At 40.5% G+C, this 19,308-nt stretch carries 17 protein-coding genes and 1 pseudogene; 8 read left to right on the plus strand and 10 right to left on the minus strand.

Annotation, left to right across the window (positions count from 1 at the left end):
* Positions 1-492: 492 nt before the first annotated feature.
* Both PB1_RS13440 and PB1_RS13445 read right to left on the minus strand, forming a co-directional pair.
* Positions 493-1,163, minus strand: a pseudogene (locus tag PB1_RS13440) (3-oxoacid CoA-transferase subunit B).
* Positions 1,164-1,185: 22 nt separating this feature from the next.
* Positions 1,186-1,875 (minus strand): CoA transferase subunit A, encoded by a 690-nt coding sequence (locus PB1_RS13445; RefSeq protein ID WP_004437582.1) that lies wholly within the window; start codon positions 1,873-1,875, stop codon positions 1,186-1,188.
* 207 nt (positions 1,876-2,082) lie between these two features.
* Here PB1_RS13445 and PB1_RS13450 point away from each other — a divergent pair, with 207 nt between their 5' ends.
* From PB1_RS13450 to PB1_RS13465, 5 genes are all read left to right on the plus strand, one after another.
* Positions 2,083-2,988, plus strand: coding sequence for a hydroxymethylglutaryl-CoA lyase (locus PB1_RS13450; protein WP_004437584.1), 906 nt, complete (start codon positions 2,083-2,085; stop codon positions 2,986-2,988).
* 76 nt (positions 2,989-3,064) lie between these two features.
* A complete protein-coding gene (locus tag PB1_RS18345) occupies positions 3,065-3,196 on the plus strand; it encodes a hypothetical protein (protein WP_004437586.1) in 132 nt (43 codons plus the stop codon).
* Positions 3,197-3,410: 214 nt separating this feature from the next.
* Positions 3,411-4,349 carry an alpha/beta hydrolase gene (locus tag PB1_RS13455; protein ID WP_004437588.1) on the plus strand — a complete coding sequence of 313 codons (939 nt, stop codon included), beginning with the start codon at positions 3,411-3,413 and terminating at the stop codon, positions 4,347-4,349.
* 719 nt (positions 4,350-5,068) lie between these two features.
* The gene (locus tag PB1_RS16620; RefSeq protein ID WP_004437593.1) at positions 5,069-6,046 is read left to right on the plus strand and encodes a polysaccharide deacetylase family protein; all 978 of its coding nucleotides are present in this window, start codon (positions 5,069-5,071) and stop codon (positions 6,044-6,046) included.
* A gap of 195 nt (positions 6,047-6,241) precedes the next feature.
* Positions 6,242-7,654: a glycoside hydrolase family 18 protein gene (locus PB1_RS13465; protein ID WP_004437595.1), complete on the plus strand. Its 1,413-nt coding sequence runs from the start codon at positions 6,242-6,244 to the stop codon at positions 7,652-7,654.
* Positions 7,655-7,864: 210 nt separating this feature from the next.
* Here the strand turns inward: PB1_RS13465 and PB1_RS13470 are convergent, their stop codons facing one another.
* From PB1_RS13470 to PB1_RS13490, 5 genes are all read right to left on the minus strand, one after another.
* Positions 7,865-8,881 (minus strand): cytochrome d ubiquinol oxidase subunit II, encoded by a 1,017-nt coding sequence (locus tag PB1_RS13470; protein ID WP_004437597.1) that lies wholly within the window; start codon positions 8,879-8,881, stop codon positions 7,865-7,867.
* Positions 8,882-8,904: 23 nt separating this feature from the next.
* Positions 8,905-10,236, minus strand: a complete 1,332-nt coding sequence (locus tag PB1_RS13475; RefSeq protein ID WP_004437599.1) for a cytochrome ubiquinol oxidase subunit I — start codon at positions 10,234-10,236, stop codon at positions 8,905-8,907.
* 370 nt (positions 10,237-10,606) lie between these two features.
* On the minus strand, positions 10,607-10,933 hold the full coding sequence (locus PB1_RS13480) for an iron-sulfur cluster biosynthesis family protein (protein ID WP_004437601.1): 327 nt from the start codon (positions 10,931-10,933) through the stop codon (positions 10,607-10,609).
* Between the two features lie 75 nt (positions 10,934-11,008).
* Complete coding sequence (locus tag PB1_RS13485; RefSeq protein WP_004437604.1) at positions 11,009-11,344, minus strand: YolD-like family protein; 336 nt, start codon at positions 11,342-11,344, stop codon at positions 11,009-11,011.
* A gap of 26 nt (positions 11,345-11,370) precedes the next feature.
* Complete coding sequence (locus PB1_RS13490) at positions 11,371-12,630, minus strand: Y-family DNA polymerase (RefSeq protein ID WP_004437607.1); 1,260 nt, start codon at positions 12,628-12,630, stop codon at positions 11,371-11,373.
* A gap of 174 nt (positions 12,631-12,804) precedes the next feature.
* Between PB1_RS13490 and PB1_RS13495 the strand changes: the two genes are divergently transcribed.
* Positions 12,805-12,999 carry a YqzH family protein gene (locus PB1_RS13495; RefSeq protein ID WP_034645367.1) on the plus strand — a complete coding sequence of 65 codons (195 nt, stop codon included), beginning with the start codon at positions 12,805-12,807 and terminating at the stop codon, positions 12,997-12,999.
* Positions 13,000-13,253: 254 nt separating this feature from the next.
* Here the strand turns inward: PB1_RS13495 and PB1_RS13500 are convergent, their stop codons facing one another.
* Both PB1_RS13500 and PB1_RS13505 read right to left on the minus strand, forming a co-directional pair.
* Entirely contained in the window at positions 13,254-14,045 is a 792-nt protein-coding gene (locus PB1_RS13500; RefSeq protein ID WP_004437612.1) for an SDR family NAD(P)-dependent oxidoreductase, read from the minus strand.
* A gap of 14 nt (positions 14,046-14,059) precedes the next feature.
* Positions 14,060-15,022: an MBL fold metallo-hydrolase gene (locus PB1_RS13505; RefSeq protein ID WP_004437615.1), complete on the minus strand. Its 963-nt coding sequence runs from the start codon at positions 15,020-15,022 to the stop codon at positions 14,060-14,062.
* A 526-nt stretch (positions 15,023-15,548) separates the two neighbouring features.
* On the opposite strand from PB1_RS13505, the gene proC reads away from it, so the two are divergent.
* Positions 15,549-16,385: a pyrroline-5-carboxylate reductase gene (gene proC / locus PB1_RS13510; RefSeq protein WP_004437618.1), complete on the plus strand. Its 837-nt coding sequence runs from the start codon at positions 15,549-15,551 to the stop codon at positions 16,383-16,385.
* Positions 16,386-16,647: 262 nt separating this feature from the next.
* A complete protein-coding gene (gene namA / locus PB1_RS13515) occupies positions 16,648-17,667 on the plus strand; it encodes an NADPH dehydrogenase NamA (RefSeq protein WP_004437620.1) in 1,020 nt (339 codons plus the stop codon).
* Between the two features lie 464 nt (positions 17,668-18,131).
* Here namA and rnz read toward each other — a convergent pair whose 3' ends face one another.
* A complete protein-coding gene (gene rnz / locus PB1_RS13520; RefSeq protein ID WP_034645662.1) occupies positions 18,132-19,064 on the minus strand; it encodes a ribonuclease Z in 933 nt (310 codons plus the stop codon).
* Positions 19,065-19,308 lie beyond the last annotated feature (244 nt).

Below are 19,308 nucleotides of genomic sequence, written 5' to 3' on the forward strand. Positions count from 1 at the left end.
CATAAAATATCAATTTAACTCTTATTAAAATTTTGCTGTTATTATTTATTTCTTTCGTAAAAGAAAAAAGGAAAAGCGAAATTAATGAGGGGCGATACTGGCATATTAATTCAAAAAAAGAAATTAACTGCTTTTACATTAATTGGTAGGTAAAAAAGGAAAGTGTTATGTTATATAGTAAAGCTAATGATTAATAACTCTAGAAAAAAAATGAACCGGTAGTAGAACGTGATATACTAATATTGCGGGAGACTTTTTTATGAGATTATATGAAACTAGATGAAACCTTTGCTTTGACAGTATTAAATTATTACCAAAGGAATAAAGAATTTCTAAAGGAATGGGAAGTGGGAAGACCACATGAGATGGGTATTGTTAAATAAACCTTATAAGACAAAATAGCTTAGGAGCGGTTATTTTTCTCTTTAGCTACTTTAAAGACTAAAACAAAAAGGCAGGATTATTACACCCTGCCTTTTACATAAAAAAATACTAGAAAGCGTCAGTCAAAACCGTTTCATCGATGATCAATTCAGGTTCGGTTGAATTTACAATATCTTCAATTGTGAAGCCTTTTGCCGCTTCTACAAGCTTCAGACCGGATTCTGTTACATCGATAACGGCCCGCTCTGTAATTATCCGGTCTACAACTCCCTTTCCTGTAAGAGGCAAACTGCACTCTTTCAAAATTTTAGAATCGCCGTTTTTATTCGAGTGCTCCATGATCACAATAATCTTTTGCGCTCCATGGACAAGATCCATTGCCCCGCCCATTCCTTTGATCATTTTGCCGGGTATCATCCAATTGGCGAGATCGCCTCTCTCGGAAACTTCCATTCCTCCGAGGATGGCGAGATGAATATGCCCTCCGCGAATCATGGCAAACGATTCGGCACTGTCAAAATACGAAGCACCCGGGATTGCCGTTACGGTTTCTTTTCCGGCGTTAATCAAGTCAGGATCGACTTCATTTTCTTCAGGATACGGACCAATGCCAAGAAGGCCGTTTTCCGACTGAAGCACAACTTCCTTATTTTTCGAAATATAGTTGGCTACAAGAGTCGGCATTCCAATTCCAAGGTTCACATAAAAGCCATTTTCAATTTCTTTTTTGCCACTCGTCTGGCAATCCTTTCACGAACAGCCGCTTTGTCTTTGCTCATGTTTTCTCTCCTTTCATAAAAACTATTTTTTTACTGTAAGCCGTTCAATCCGCTTCTCCTGTTCTCCTTCAATCAATACCTGAACGTAAATGCTTGGCGTATGAATGAAATTCGGATCAAGTTCCCCTGTTTCATAAAGTGTTTCAACTTCTGCGATTGTCACTTTTCCTGCTGCCGCGATCATTGGATTAAAGTTTCTTGCCGTTTTGTGATAAATCAAATTTCCCATTTTGTCTCCTTTCCAGGCGCGGACAAGACTAAAATCTGCAGTAAGCGCTTCTTCAAGAAGATATTCTTTTCCGTTAAACACTCTTGTTTCTTTTCCTTCCGCAATCGGAGTGCCGACACCAGCCGGGGTGAAAAACGCCGGAATTCCCGCTCCGCCTGCCCGGATTTTTTCCGCAAGTGTTCCCTGAGGAATTAATTCAACTTCGACCTCACCGTTCAATACTTGCCGCTCAAATTCTTTATTTTCCCCCACATAAGAACCGACCATTTTCTTGATTTGTTTGTTTTTCAAAAGAAGTCCAAGTCCCCAATCGTCTACGCCGCAGTTATTTGAAATGACCGTTAAGTTTTTCACACCTTTTTCAACCAGGGCCAGGATAAGGTTTTCCGGTATTCCGCAAAGACCGAAACCGCCGACCATAAGTGTGGCGCCGTCATGAATGTCAGCTACTGCCTCATGGAAGGATGTGCATATTTTCTTCATTCGCATTCACTCCTATTGAAAACGCTTCCTAATTTTAATAAAGTTTACTATATTTCTATAATTGTCTCTAAAACAGGACCGATTCACATAATCTTCTGGTCTACTCCAGCACTTTCATTTCACATTAATTTTGCGAAAATTTTTATTATTCTTGCTTTTTTAAATTTATTCCCTCTAAAATAATTTATGAGAACAGGAGGGTGAAACATGACGCTGCATTTGCCCGAACATGTAACAATTATTGAAGTTGGACCGAGAGACGGGCTTCAAAATGAAAAAAATTTTATACCTACTGACGCAAAAAAGGAGTTTATTAACGCTTTAAGGCTTGCCGGCTTGAAAGAAATGGAACTTACTTCTTTCGTCTCTCCGAAATGGGTTCCGCAAATGAGTGATGCGGGCGAAATTGTGGAAGAGTGTCTTGATGATGAAACAAGAAACATTGTGCTTGCACCAAACCGGAAGGGGATTGACCGTGTATATATGACCGGCTGCAAGGCAGTCGCTTTGTTCGTCGGGGTCTCCAACAGCTTTAATCAAAAAAATATTAATAAAACTACGAAGGAAAGTATGAATGAAGTAAACCCGATGATTAAAGAGCTGAAAGAGAAAGGATATTTTGTCCGTGCTTGTATTTCAACAGCCTTTTACTGCCCTTATGAAGGAAAAATTTCTGAAGAGGACACAATCAAGCTTTGCGAAGAGTTTGTTGCTGCAGGTGCTGACGAGCTGAGCGTAGCAGATACGATCGGCATGGCGGCTCCCCATGAGTCTTATTCTTTATTTTCAAAATTAACGAAAGCGTTTCCAGACACTTTTCTGACAGCCCACTTTCATGATACGCGGAATATGGCCTTAACGAATATTTTCGCTGCGATGCAGGCAGGGATTTCCCGTTTTGATACATCTGCCGGAGGTCTGGGTGGATGTCCCTTTGCACCCGGTGCGGCGGGAAATGCAGCAACAGAGGATGTTGTTTACATGCTTGAGCGGATGGGTATCCGGACCGGCATTGATCTAGAAAAAATTCTGCACGCGATTGAAATTATCCGGCCTCATCTTTCCCGCCCGATTGAAAGCACCTATTACTGGCTTAACACTCAACCTGAATAAATAAATTTTTGATGAATAAGCATTCATGAGTTAACTCATCTTATAAAGTGAAGACGAACTTGAAGGGAGAATGACGATGACCGATAAAAGAGAAAAAGGTTACAGCCAAAAGGGAAAGCCTGTCGCTGATACAGTAAAACAAACAATCGCTGCAGAAGAACTTGAAAAAGCAATCCACCCGACAAAACGGCAGAATGCTAAACAATAAAAAATGCGCGCAATAAGAGGCTGACTCATAAGGGTCTGGCTCCCTCCAACAATCACAATATATAGAATGGTTTTATCAGTTTGTCTATATGTTGTATTGGAGGGGTCTGACCCTTTGCCTATGAGTCAGTCTCTTTTTCGTTTTAGAATTATTATGTTTTATCCGCCTGAAAAATGGTAAAATAAAGAAGACTACATTTGCGGAGGGATCGTCTTTGAAAAAGGCATTCCGTTTCCTTTTCTCTTTTCTTATTTTTCTATCATCAATCGGCGTTTATTTTACAAACCGCCTGATGTACATAAAAAAGAAAGAGGATACGTTCATTCTTGACCGGGAAAAAAAAGCCGGTCGGCTAAACCTGTCTGAATATGAAAAATTGCCAAAACGGGAAATATTGATCTCTTCCCCTTTCGGCTACTTCATTAAAGCAGTTTTGGTAGAACCATACTATACAAATCAATATATGATCATCAGCCATGGAGTAACGGAAAACAAAATAAATTCGATCAAGTACATGAATCTATTTTTAGAACGGGGATTTAATGTCCTCATCTATGACCATCGCCGCCATGGAGAATCCGGCGGAAAAACGACCAGCTTCGGCCACTACGAAAAGTTTGATCTAAAAGCTGTTGTTGATTGGCTGAAATCAGAAAAAGGACCTGAAATTCTTCTTGGAATTCACGGGGAATCAATGGGGGCCGCAACGATGCTTTTGTATGCCGGAATGCTTGAAGACGGTGCCAATTTCTACATTGCTGATTGCCCGTTCTCCGATTTTAAGGAACAGCTCGCCTACCGGCTAAAAATGGAATTCAAGCTCCCTTCGAAGCTGTTTTTGCCTGTTGCTGATCTGTTTTTGCGGGTACGCGATAAATATTCCATCGGGGAAGTTTCGCCAATATCGGTTATTGAAAATATAAAAAATCCGGTCTTATTTATTCATAGCAAGAAAGACGACTTTATACTGCCAACGATGACAGAAACACTGTATGAACGAAAAAAAGGGCCGAAAAAGCTTTTCATGGCCGCAAACGGTGTTCATGCCCAATCTTTTAATGAGAATAAGGAAGAGTATGAAAAGATGATTGATGAATTTTTGCAGGAATTTGTTCATCGAAAATATCCGACAACGGAATACTTGTCTTATTAAAAAGGAAAGAAATAATCATATTTAAAAGCATATTCATTGGCAGGACCGAAGCGACCTCAAGGGCATAGGGCTCCTTGAAAAATTTGTGTCCACAATCGAGATGATTTTGCCATTATTGTTAAAGGTTGTTTTCGTGCCGTCCGTTTCCGTTATCGTATATGTGCCATCACTGTTCTTGACTAAAGCAAGTATACGCCGCCGCCAGCTTCGTATCCGCCTCCAATTTTTTCTCTAAAAATATGGCGGGTGCTGTCTTCATCAACGTAGGTAATCGGTCCGCTTCCTGCATCCGTAGTCTTTCTTTCCCAATTCGTGAACCAGCCTTAGTCGAATATCCCTTTTGTTAATGATTTCCTGCTGCATTTGCAAAATTGGACACTATGAAACTAAAAATAAGATAAAATGACAAAAACAGTGCAACATGACGATAGAACGATCGAAATGCTGAAGACATATCCTGTGCTCTTCCCTTCTGTAGTTATGTATTATCCGGATAATTGAAAAAAATTATACTTTAATTTTCAAATAATGAATATTATCAAAATACTGGAAAATATAATTCTTTTCTCATCGAATTCTTGTATTCTAGGAACGACCTCTTCCCGGAGAATTCATGATTTAGGTAGCAACAAGTAATTTACCATAATTTAATTAATGTAACTATTTAATATCACCTCTATAATTAGAGGCAGTGTGACCCTAACATTGGAGGTGAACGTATGTTTAAAAAAATTACTAGATTGGTATTGCTTTCCTTGGTATGTGTTTTTCTTTTTGGAAATCTAGCGGAGGCTGCAACTTATACAGTACAACCAGGGGATACATTATGGAAAATTGCTTCAAAATATGGAACAACAGTAGAAAAATTAGTAAACCTGAACAAATTGACGTACACGGCAATAAAACCGGGAGAAAAATTAGAAGTTCCGGCTTCTAGTACTTATAAAGTGATTTCAGGTGATACATTCTATAAAATTTCGGTTAAGCTCGGTGTTTCTATGTCCGAACTGAAACTTGCAAACCCGCAAATCAAAGATCCTGCCCGGATTTTTCCCGGACAAGTTGTAAATATTCCGGATAAAACCCAGACAAGAATGATTTACATGGGAAATTCAAGCAAAAAAAGGATTGCCCTTACTTTTGACGATGGTCCTGAAGACATTTACACTCCGCAAATATTGGAGATTTTGCGGCAAAAAGGTGTCAAAGCCACCTTTTTCGTGGTAGGGCAGCAGGCAAAAGCTTTTCCTGAATTGCTTAAACAAATTTACAAAGAAGGCCACGTCATTGGAAATCATAGTTGGGATCACGGGAAACTAGGCAATTTCACAGAATCGCAATTGATAAATGATGTAGAATCAACTTCCGTAGAAATCGAGAAAATTACAGGATATAAACCAAATTTATTCCGTCCACCGTACGGCTTTTTAAAAGACGAACAGGCAGAGAAGCTTTATAATCTTGGATATCGAACAATTATGTGGACAATCGATACAATTGATTGGAGCGGAGCGTCTTCTGAAGAAATTTTATCAAGAGTACACCGAAATGTGGTTCCGGGGGGCATTGTTCTCCAACACAACTTCCGCGTCCCGGGTAAATTAGACGGAACTGTTGAGGCATTACCTCAAATGATTGACGAATTACGTGCACAGGGTTATGAGTTTGTAACAGTTAATGAATTAATAGGAAAATAGAATTGATCAAACCAAATAGTAAAAATGAAGGAGGATATTTTTATCCTTCTTTTTTTACTTTTTGTTTGCCTTAATAATACTTCTTATTTAAACGGACAAATTCCTCCCAAGGCATTTTTCTAGTTCACAGTTTCATAATGTATATGTTCAGCATACATTAGGGATATGACCTAATCGGGGAGGTTCTTATTACTTATGATTATTCATGTTGTTCAAAGAGGGGAGACGTTATGGCAGATAGCTAATCGTTATGGTGTGAGTATTTCACAAATTGTCGATGCAAACAAACTACCTGATCCTAATCGATTACTTATAGGCCTGTCCCTAGTAATTCCTGTAGCTGCTCGTCAGCACACCGTTCGAGCCCGGGAAACGTTATGGCAAATTGCGCAAAGATATGGGGTTTCAGTCGGAGCCATTGTTCAAGCAAACCAAATTAGCGACCCTTCTAGGATCTATCCGGGATTGGTTTTATACATTCCGGCTCGTGTGCATACCGTTCAACCCGGAGAAAGCTTACGGCAAATTGCTCAACGGTATGGGACAACCGTTCAGGAAATAATCAGAACAAACCAAATTCAAAATCCTGATCTTATTTATCCGGGAATGGCGTTAACGATTCCTTTTCCTAAACAAGTCATCGATGTAAATGCATATACTATCAACATTGGGGAAGAAGGAGCTAGAAATGTTCGTGAAGTTGGTGATCATTTAACCTACGCATCCCCTTTTGCTTACATCATGAGAACAGACGGCGGTCTAGATGCGATTAATGACACGCCGATCATTCAAGCCTCTCTGGCTGAACGAGTTGTTCCAATGATGTCTATTACAAATTTTACCTATAGAGATCCGGGGTCACGACTGGCTCATACAATCCTTTCAAGTTCAGAGTTGCAAAATCGGTTATTAACCAATATTGTTAACACAATGAGAAATAAAGGCTATCGCGGCTTAAACGTTGATTTTGAGAATATTTATCCAGCCGATCGCGAGTTGTATAATCAATTTCTGCAGCGTGCAGTTGACCGATTGCATCAAGAAGGCTATTTCGTTTCCACTGCACTTGCGCCTAAAACAAGTTCCGAACAAAAAGGACTTTTATATGAAGCACACGACTATGCTGCTCATGGAAGGATTGTCGACTTTGTCATTCTAATGACATACGAATGGGGATATAGATTAGGACCTCCACAGTCGATATCTCCTCTTAATCAAATCAAACGTGTTTTGGATTATGCCGTAACTGTCATTCCAAGAAATAAAATTTTTATGGGCTTCCAGTTGTATGCTCGCGACTGGCTTCTTCCCCACGTTCAGGGCCAGGAAGCAGAAACATTTGATATGCAGGAAGCTGTTCGCAGGGCAGTGCAACACGGCGCTGTAATTCAGTATGACCGTACAACCCAATCCCCATTTTATCGGTATGTAGATGAACAAGGACGTACTCATGAAGTTTGGTTTGAAGATGCACGCAGCGCCCAAGCAAAATTTGATGCAGTGAAAGATTACGGTTTGCGTGGAATTAGCTATTGGGTAATCGGTTATCCATTCCCGCAAAATTGGATCTTACTTGAAGACAATTTTCGGATACGGAAATTAAGTTAATATATTTTGAAACAGACATATAAAAGTGCTTATTTACTGTCGAACTCTGGCTGAACATTTTTGTCAGCAATATCAATTTGCTACCTTTTCCTATCTCCGGCGTTTCAAACCATCATACAATTAAAAAAAGCAGGCCCATTTTTCGATGGCCTGCCTGTTCATTTCTCAATTTTTTTATCAATAATACTCATCTAAATGTAAATAATGGGATCATCTTTTCCCTTTAACATAGTCTGCATCAAACAAGAATAAACGCATCAGCAAAATAATCGATGGGATTAAAAGCAATAAACCTAAAATAAATGCGATAACAAGCGCAATCCCCATTGTCTCATTCGTATAGCCGCTGTAAACGGTGACATAAGGGTATAAAAGATGCGGCAAGTGGGATGCCCCATAGCCAAAGAACGCGAAGAAAAATTGAAACATTACGAAGATAAAGGCCGTCCCGTAATTTCGGCGCATCCAGATCAACATAGATGCAATGATGAAACAAATCAAAGAAAGCACAAACATCCACCAGTAACGATCGAGAATATTTTCAAAGTGAGTGAAATTATGTTGTCTTAACGTAACAAACACTAAGAAACTTGCCAAAATCGTCGGCAGGCTCCAAAAAAGGGCAAATCCGCGCAAAAGCTCAAGCGCCTTATGGTCATCTGCTCTGTCCGCATAATACGTAAGGAAGCTTGCACTTATAAATAAGACCGACACAATCGCCAAAATGACGACACTCCAAGAATAAGGATTTGTAAATAATTCTTTAGCTAAGAAAACCAATTTGTCTCCTCTTTTTTCAATAAAACCTCCTTCCGAAATCGTCAGAGCAGTTGATAACGAGGCAGGAATCAGCAGACCTGTTGCTCCATATAAAAACATATAAATGTTATTATCTTTTGCTCCGTAGTTATTGAATGCATAAAAAGAACCGCGAATCGCTAATAAAACGAGTGAAATACTTCCCGGTACAAGCAAGGCTGTTCCAAAATAATATGCTGTATCAGGAAAGAATCCGACAATTCCGACAAAGAAAAAGACAAAAAATACGTTCGTTACTTCCCATACAGGTGATAAGTAACGGCTGATAAGCTTATTCATAATATGATCTTGTTTTGTGATTTTTCCATAATATGCAAAAAAACCAGCACCAAAATCAACGGAAGCAACAATTAAGTACCCATAAAGAAACAGCCAAAGAACAGTTATACCTACCAGTTGAATTTCCATCTTAAGAATCCTCCTTTCCCGGATTAATCGCGGAATCGATATTCAAGCTCTGCTTCAGCCGGGTTGTTGATAAACATTTTGCGAAGCACAATTGTACAAACTATGGCTAGCAGTGCATATAAGCCAAAGAACAGCCACAACATCTCTCCTACTCCGTTGGAGGTTGTTGCTGCTTCCGATACTTTCATATATCCTCTTAAAATCCACGGCTGACGGCCAACTTCCGCCAAAAACCAACCTAGTTCAATGGAAATCATCGCTAAAGGGCCGCAAAGAACAATCGCACGCAGCAGCCACTTATGATGCATCCATTCTTTTTTCCATTTGGAAAAAACAACATATAAGAAAGATATAAGGACCATAAACATAGCAAACATTACTTTAATATCAAACAAATAGTGTATATATAGTGGAGGAATTTCATCTTTTGGAAACTCATTTAATCCTATTACTTCCCCGTCAAAATTGCTGAAAGATAAAAAGCTTAACATCTTCGGCAAATGAATGGCATATTTAACCTCTTGTTTTTCTTCATCTAATACACCGAATAAAACAAGATCGGCTCCTTTTTCCGTTTCAAAGTGCCATTCAATCGCAGCTAATTTTTCAGGCTGGTACTTTGCCAGGAACTTCGCGGACAAGTCGCCTGCGATTCCTGTCAGTATGGCGAAAATAAAGGCTGATGCAACTGTTAAGTGCAAAGCTTTTCTCGTATACTCTGTATTTTTTCCTCTTAAAATTTGGAATGCTCCAATCGTGGCAAGTATGAAAGCAGATGTCACGTAAGCAGTTGCCAACACGTGAAAGGTTTTCGTTGGTGTTGCCGGATTAAACATGGCTTCGATGGGGTCTAACGTCTTAATGACACCATTTACTATTTGGAAGCCTTGCGGTGTGTTCATAAACGCATTGACAGTCGTAATAAAGAATGCAGACATTGAGGCTCCGAGCACAATAGGAATTGATAACATCCAATGATAAAGCGGGTTTTTAAACCGATCCCACGTATATAAATAAATTCCTAAGAAAATGGCTTCAAAGAAGAAGGCGAATGTTTCCATAAATAAAGGTAAACTAATCGCTTGTCCCGCAATCTTCATAAAGCTCGGCCATAAGAGCGAAAGCTGCAAACCAATACATGTTCCGGTAACTACTCCGATCGCTACCGTGATGACAAACCCGCGTGTCCAGCGTCTGGCAAGAAGTAAATAATGGGAATCGTTCTTTTTAATTCCAATAAATTCCGCAATCGAAACCATTAAAGGGATGCCAACCCCAATTGTTGCGAAAATAATGTGGAAGGATAACGTTAAAGTAGTTAATATGCGGCTTAGCATGACATTATCAAATTCCATATGCTCCACACCTCTCCATTTAATCGTTTTCACTATATTCATAGTATAAAGCGTGTTTTCCCTTATGAGCTACCAAGCTTTGAACACTTTGTGACAGATTTCACGAATTTTTTGTAACAAACATTCATAAAGTCAGGATTACGTCTTGGACAGAGTACCTTACCCCGGACTCATCAGAATATCGCATAAGGGTTTAATATAAGGTGCATTTCACTCGCCTGTTGATATTGTTCGACACACAAAAAAACGGGGCTGAGAGTCAGATCCCTCCAATACAATATAGACAAACAGTAATAAAGACATTCTATATATTGTCAATTTTGGAGGGAGTCAGATCCTTTTAAGCCAGCCCCGCCTGATCTTATTTTTATTATATTGTTTTATCAATAAAGCTCATTCTTCCGTTTATGATCTCGCCCGAACTTTTTAATTGAAAACAATTGGCACTTTCTAAAAAATCAATTTTCATTTTTTCATCCAGCAAAACTTTTGCCGACTTCTCTACAAAAATACTCCTGCTGTTTGTGACAATCTCTTCGTCGTCACTGTCTGTTTCGCTGACGAACCAAAGAGCCGTTACACCGTTTACTGCGCAGCCGCACCCGTTTGTATCGTATTTTAGCTTTAAATAACCTGTTTTTCCCGCCGTTTTCTCATCTAGTTTACTGGCAGCCTCTTCTGTTAATGTGATTTCCACTTGAATGCTCCTTCCTTGTTGTATGACCTTATTATAGCATTTTGAGCTCCGCTTTTCTTTTTCCACCTCGCTTTTCTACTCATCTGCAAACCGGACATTAGCAATACTTGAAATTTCAATCTGGTGCACTTCTTCAAAGCGGTCGACCACATGGAGTTTTTTGGCTGTTTCATCCCAATAATGAATAGTGCCGATGACGAGCTGATACTTCCGTCCCCTGTAATACGTAATTGCCACGCTTTTTCCAAACTCCATTGCTTCTGCCATCACTTCATTCATCACTTCAAGCTGCTGTTCATCAGGCTCGATTTTGTTCTCGTACATATCTTCCTTTGCCCAGTCTCTGAGCAGCTTTACATGTTCAGGAAGCATCATCGATGTCCATTTTATCCTTCCCCGGTCCCGTATCATCGTTTCTCCACCTCACTCCAGTTCATTTACATTTTATGGCCGCCAACGAGAGTCGCCCGGTGTCTTGCTGTTCCGGCTTCCGTATAGGAAACAGCCCGCAGCAATGCCCCTGATCCAAACCGGCTTCGAATACGGTCGACAGCATAACCGAGTTCGTGCTTTTTCCAGCCGTTTAAATCAAACAGGCTGAGCTGCATTTGATTATCATCAACGATGTTTCCAAGCGAAATAGAAATTTTTCGAACCGTTTTTCCTTCATAAAATTCATGAAAAAGCTCCAGACAAACCCGGTAAAGATCCATTGTTACGTTTGTCGGCTGCTTAACCGTCCGGAATCGGTAAAAGCCGCCGCCGAATTCATCCTGGCTGTAGCCGAGGCCAAAGCTGATCGTTCTTCCCGCCTTTTTGTGGTTTCGGGCTCTTCTCGCCACCTCTTCACACATTTCCAATATGACAGCTTTAATTTCATGCTCTTCCTTGTAGTCACGCAATAGGATCTGGCTTTTTCCAAAACTGATCTGCCCTTCCATAATCGGCGCCCCGATATCGGAAAGATCGACTCCCCATGCATGATAATAAAGCTGGTTCCCCATGATTCCGAATTTTTTTTCAAGTGATTTCAAATCGTAGCGGGCCAATTGCCCGACTGTGAAAATTCCCATGCTGTTGAGCGTTTTCTCGACGCGCCTGCCGATTCCCCACATTTCCCGGAGCGGGGAAACGTTCCACAGTTTTTTTGGCACATCATCATACGTCCATTCGGCAATCCCATGTTTTTTCGCTTCAAGATCAAGACACAGCTTTGCCATAAGCATGTTGGGACCGATGCCAATCGCGCACGGCAGCTGAAACTCCCGTTTTAGGTCATCCCTGATTTTTTTCGCAATGGTCATCGGATCACCCCAGAGATCAACAACGCCGTCTACTTGGATAAAACTCTCATCGACACTGTAAGTATGAATCGCTTCTTTCGGGACGTAACGGTGAAATACGCGGGTAATTTCAGTGGAAATCCGCAAATACGTCGCCATTTTCGGCTCTACTAGTTGGATACGAGGATCATCGGGAATTTCAAACAACCGGGAACCGGTCTTAACGCCGAATTCCTTTTTCAGCCGGGGAGATGCGGCAAGAACGACACTTCCCTCCCGTTCTACATTCCCGACAACAGCCAAGTAACATTCAAGCGGATCAAGACCAAGCATGACAGCGGAACAGCTTGCATAAAAGCTTTTCATATCAATGCATAAAATTTTATTGTGCGGCATCTTGCTGTAATCAACCATGATCCCGTCCTCCTAAAATAATCGAACATCAGTTCTATATCATTATACCCATACATTAATCGAATATGCGTTCGATTTCAATGGAAATTTTACGACGAATTTCTTGAAATCGGCTTTCTTGCCAGTGTGGCACTTTTTCCGGGAAGCGGTATAATCGAACTTGAGGTGCAAGCAATGGAGAAAAAATTTGTGATAAAAATGATCGAAAATTGTTTCAAGCAATACGGGCATAACCGCGAGTCGCTTCCGTTAAGCGAAAAAGAATGCGAACAGCTTTATCAAAAAGTGATGGATTTGATAGAAGAGGAGCCGCTTGGTAATTTGTATACAATCGTCAATGATGTTGTTTATGAATACTTAACAGAGTGAGATGAGGAGGCATTTCTTCACTTTTATTCGCAAAAAAATCGAATAAAAGTGAAGAAATCGCCAGCAGCGGTTTCTCATAATCAGTATATGGGTCGCATACGGGAAATGGCCGTTATATCTGAAAAAGTGGTCGATATACACGGGAAAGTGGTCGATATATCCGAAAAGTGGTCGATATAAACGGGAAAGTGGTCGATATATCCGAAAAGTCGCCGTTATCGCGCCGGAACCCGTAAAAAATATTTTTTGTTTCCCTATTTTTGATTAAATGCTTTCTTGCCGAGCCTCTCAAATAACCGCGGAAATAACGTATAAAATATGCTTCCCGCATTCATCCAGCGGGGAAGGTTAATTTCCCTGACAGGGGTAAAAATTTTGTCAACGACTTTTCTGGCTACATATTCAGGCTGAAGCATAATTCTCTTGACATTCTGAACGTATGTACCTTTCTCATCGGCAATTTGAAAAAAGTTGGTCGCAATCGGCCCCGGATTGACTGAGGTCACATACACATGATAATCGGCAAGCTCCATCCGCAAACTGTTTGAAAACCCAAGAACAGCATGTTTCGTTGCTGAATAAACACTTGATTTCGGCGTAGCAATTTTTCCGGCTTGGGAGGCAATGTTGATGATATGGCCGGAACGCTGCCCCCTCATTTTCGGAAGCACCATGCTTGTGCAAGCCATCAGCCCGATCACATTGACATTGAACATCCCTTTCATTTCATCGATCGTCATTTTATGTGCTTCACGGAAAATTCCAAACCCCGCATTATTAATTAAAACATCGACCCGGCCGATTTCTTCGAATATTTTTTGGAATATTTCCTGAATTTGATCAGTATCGGACACGTCTAGCTTATAAACATAAACTTGGACACAGTGCTGATCTTCAAGCTTTTTCTTCAAAATTTCCAGTTTATCAATGCTTCGGGCAAGCAAGACCAGATTTGCTCCCCGTTCGGCACAAAGCGCGGCAATTTCCGCGCCAATTCCTCCTGATGCCCCGGTAATGATGATGTTTTTGCCTTTTAATCTTTCCAATGCTTCAGGTCACCTCATTTATCTTTAAAAATATAAGTTTGATTGTCTTTCATAATATCAATCTCACCTAATGAGTCTAAATAGTCAAGCTGGGCGATAGTCTCTGAAATTGTGAGCGGTAATTCCCGTTCATAAACGGCCGGGAATAGACGCTTGCAAATCTGAAACACAGTCAACTCTTCTTTTTCAAGCCATTTTTTTACTTGCATCGCCCTTTCATGCTGGCGCTCCAGTCTTTTTTCCACCAATTGATGAACGTCCGTAATATCCGTGCCATGTCCCGTATACATCCGTTCAATCGGAAGATCAAACAGCCGTTTTATCGAATTATTATATTGAAGCTGAGGCTTTGGACGCTCGGTCATGCCTGGCAGCGGGGGCTCAAGCAAAGGATTCGGGGAAATCGATGCCAATAATAAGTCTCCGCCAATTAAAACCCCGTCTTTTTTGCGCCATAGCGCAATATGGCTCTGTGCATGGCCCGGTGTTTCAAGTACTTCCCAATTGTCCAGGCCGGGCGGATTTCCGCCTTCGGTCAGCGTTCCGGTGAGAGACCTGTTGCATGAAAATTTCAGTGACTTTTTCATTATATCAATAAAAGAAAAGAACTTTTCGGGAATGCCAAATTCGGCAAAAAGCTTTCGATAAAAGTCATCATGCTCCTCAAGAAAGGATTGATTCCTGTTTATCCATCTCTCGTTTAAATAGTGGCCGTATACATCCAATGACGGCGGAAAGCAGTCAAGCAAACCAGAGTGGTCCGGGTGGTGATGCGTCAAAATAACTTGTTCAATATCTTCTGGATTTAATTTCAAATCATTGAGCTGGCTTTTCAATGCTTCCCATGCTGATTCAGTTTTCGGACCGACATCAACAAGGGTCAGCCGATCCCCTTTTATCAAGAAAACATTAACGTCACCGACCGCAAATGGCGTCGGCAAGGTAATCTTTGCAATTCCGCTCTTCCATTCAGTCATTGTTTTAAACTCCTTAAATTGTTATATTTGTATAAGTCCATTATTTGTATAAAAGCATCCAGTCGTGCATATTCTAAAATACATTAATTAGTTTATCGCTCTTTTTGTAAATTGTCATTATTTTCACATAACTTTTTTTAAGATAATTTAAAAAATAGTGCAAGGTCCTACTTGACAGATAAGGATGTTTTCTTGCATAATCACAATTAAAACTATTATGTAACGAAGCAATGAGTAAGGCCAGTAGATGGAAAACGGCGAAAGAGAGTGAAGCTCATCGGCTGAAAGGCTTCACCGCCCTCTTGACCATTGAACCTACCTTACGAGCTGTTAGGCAAACCTAAACGCATATCCGGCGTTATCGGATCAGAGCTGCACCTTTTCTATTAACCAGACTTGTTACCGTTGAAAAGGTGAATGAAGGTGGTACCACGGAAGATAGACCTTTCGTCCTTTACGGATGCAAGGTCTTTTTTGTTTTCAAAAAATCCAGAATGTTGAAATAAAAGATACAGGAGGGAACAAAATGAAGAAGCTTACTTTTGTCGGATCAGGTTCGATGGCGGAAGCAATGATCTCGGGAATGCTGAAGAGCAACCTGATAGAGAAGAACGGAATATGGGTGACAAATCGAAAAGATGACAACAAGCTAAACCGCATGAACCGGGATTATGGCGTGAATACCTCTTACAATTCAGAAGAATTGTTCAGAAATGCAGATGCAGTAATATTAGCGATGAAGCCGAAAGACGCTGCAGAAGCCATTACCCGTATTAAAGATTACTTAACAGAAGATATGCTGATTATCTCCGTTTTGGCAGGAATATCGATTTCCAGTATTGAAGAACTTTCCGGCAAATCCCTGGCAATCGTAAGAGCGATGCCGAATACATCTGCAGCAATCGGGAAATCTGCAACCGCTATAGCTGTTAATAAAATGGTTACGGATCAACAAAAGAAAATCGTAAAACAAATGTTTGAAACAATCGGGCTGACAACTTTTGTTGAAGAAGAACAACTTGATGCAGTAACCGGCCTGTCCGGAAGCGGCCCGGCTTATATTTATTATTTTGTCGAAGCGATGGAAAAAAGCGCTGTTGAAATTGGACTTGAAAAAGAAGTTGCAAAACAATTAATTGTGCAAACGCTGCTCGGAGCAGCGGAAATGCTGACGAAATCATCAAAATCGCCGGAGCAGCTGCGCCGGGAAGTAACTAGTCCGGGCGGAACAACAGAAGCCGGCATTAAAGTTCTTGAGGCCCACAATGTTCAGCATGCTTTTATATCCTGCATTAAAGAAGCAACCGCCCATTCAAAACGCCTTGGGAGCATGTTAAAGGAAGCAGTAACAGTAAAGCAGTAGTCACATTTACGATAAGTAAAGTCCTTGACAAATAAAGCAACTTCCTTCAGTGGGGGATTCTTTCATCCCCCACTTTAGCTTTTTTGAATCCTCTAATCCACGAAGCGGGGAGCTTGCAGCCCGTTAATGCGAGATAAAAAAGTTTGAAAGAGAACAAAATACCGATTAAACAACTTGCGAAAAACGGTTGAGCTGTTCTTTTCCTATTTCAATACAGCACTGCTATACTTAAAATATACGAAAAGGAATGGAGGCAATTCGTTTGGAAGCAAAGCTGTTTTCACCATTTACGATCAAAAACACAACATTTAAAAATCGAATCGTTATGTCGCCTATGTGCATGTATTCCAGCCACAATCAGGACGGCAAAGTCCAAAATTGGCATTATACACACTACGTAAGCCGAGCGGTCGGGCAAGTCGGGCTAATAATGGTAGAAGCCACTGCCGTTACTCCACAAGGCCGAATTTCTGCTCAGGATTTGGGGATTTGGAGCGATGACCATATTGACGGGCTGAAGAAGTTAACAGATTTAATAAAAGAGCATGGTGCGAAAACCGGGATCCAAATCGCACATGCCGGACGAAAATCTACGGTAGAAGGAGAAATCGTTGCGCCGTCTGCCATCCCGTTCAACGAACAAATGAAAACGCCAAAAGAAATGACAACAGCAGAAATAAAAGAGACTATTCATGCGTTTAAAAAGGGAGCAGAGCGTGCAAAAAAAGCGGGATTTGATGTAATTGAAATACATGCAGCCCATGGTTACCTGATCAATGAATTTTTATCGCCTTTATCCAATCAACGTACGGATGAATATGGAGGTTCGCCGGAAAACCGTTACCGCTTTTTAAGTGAAGTCATTGATGAAGTAAAATCCGTTTGGGGCGGCCCTCTTTTCGTCAGAGTGTCTGCAAGCGATTATCATGATGAAGGCTTATCAATAGACGATTATGTTGTGATAAGCCAATGGATGAAAAAACAGGGAGTCGACCTTATTGATGTCAGCTCAGGCGGCCTTGTTCCCGCGCGCATAAAGGTTTATCCGGGTTATCAAGTTCCGTTTGCCGAAAAAATTAAACAACAAGCCGACATTTTGACAGGAACTGTCGGGTTAATCACTTCCGGCCTTCAAGCCGAGGAAATTCTGCAAAATGACCGTGCTGATTTTATTTTTCTCGCCCGGGAACTGCTAAGAAACCCATATTGGCCAAGAACCGCCGCAAAAGAGCTTGGTGTTGAAATTGAAGCACCAAAGCAATATGAGCGGGGTTGGATTTAATTTAAAAATATTGATGAATCCATCCAAGCGCTGAATCAGAATAAGAAAAGGACCGGGCAAACCCGGCTTTTCTTATTTACTAAATTGGAATGGAAACTCATAAATGTGATTCTCGGCTCATAAACGAAATTACAGGCTCATATATTAGATTGACGGCTCATAAATCGAGATAAAGGCTCATATCTTAAAATGAAGGCTCTTAAATTAAAATAAGGGCTCATATTTCAAAATAAAGGCTCATAAATTAAAATAAAGGCTCAAATCTCAAAATAATGGTTTATAACCTCCCTTAATCTTGTTACAGAGAATGAAATTTATCATCAAAAACTTCTTAAGATAAAATCTCCATTAAGAGAGCTTAACAAATCCAAAAACATTTGTCTGATTTACCAAGGCATTCCTGCATTAAACCAAACAAAAGGTTAGGGCGCCATGTTCCCTAACCTTTTCACTAGATATCCGCTTCAACTCTCCTTTTTAGAAAGGATATGAATTTCTTTAAAATCTTCGGCAATCTCAGTGTCGTGAAAAATTTCCTTTGCCTCCTTGACTAATTCAAGCCAATCGTCCCGGTTATACCTTGAACTGATATGTGTTAAACATAATTTCTTGACATTTGCTTTTACTGCCGTTTCTGCAGCCTGGCGAGTGGTCGAATGAAAATACTCGTATGCCATTCTTTCTTCGCCTTTTGAAAATGTAGCTTCGTGAACCAGCAAATCGGCATCTCTCGCTAATTGGACAGCATTTTCACATACTCTTGTATCTCCAAGGATGGAAACGACTCTCCCTTTTTGGGGGGGACCGAGAAAATCGGCCGCCTCAAGTACCGTTCCATCATCAAGAACAACAGATTCGCCATTTTTTATCTTCTTGTAAACAGGCCCCGGTTTGATGCCGGCCTTTATCAGTTTATCTGCCAATAGTGTTCCTGGCCTGTCTTTTTCGATAATCCGGTATCCGTAAGATGGTATTCCATGATCAAGCAGCCGGGTTTCTACGGTAAATTGATCATCTTCAAAAACAACACCTTCTTCTATTTCAACGATTTTCAGCGGATATTTTAAAAACGTCTGGCTTACAGATAAACTTATGTACACATATTCCTTTAACCCTTTCGGCCCGTATAAAACAACCTCTGTTTCACCGCCTTGAAATGACCTGCTTGAAAGCAGACCCGGCAAGCCGTAAATATGGTCGCCGTGAAGATGGGTTATAAATATTTTTTCAATTCTTCTCGGTTTAATTGACGTATGCAAGATTTGATGCTGTGTTGCCTCCCCGCAATCAAACAGCCATATGGCGCCCCGCTCTTCTAACAGCTTTAAAGCAATAGAAGTGACATTTCTTAACTTGGCAGGAACGCCGGCACCTGTCCCTAAGAAAAAAACATCCATTTCCTTCAATCCTTTCAAAAACTGCCGAATATAGATAAAACCAAAGCACTTCATGACATCGGATACGAAGATTTTTGTTACATTCAACTATACCACACTTATAAAGAAAGCAGCTGGAATTGCATAGTTCCAACTAAAAGTAGAAAAACTAATCAGGTAAGAAACATTTGCTAAGTGAGCATGAAACCTATAAAATTTTATACTTGAATAGTCTTTAGTTTTTGTACATATTTCGAAAAAATAA

The sequence above is a fragment of the Bacillus methanolicus PB1 genome, from assembly GCF_000262755.1.
In the GTDB taxonomy this organism is placed as follows: domain Bacteria; phylum Bacillota; class Bacilli; order Bacillales; family Cytobacillaceae; genus Bacillus_Z; species Bacillus_Z methanolicus.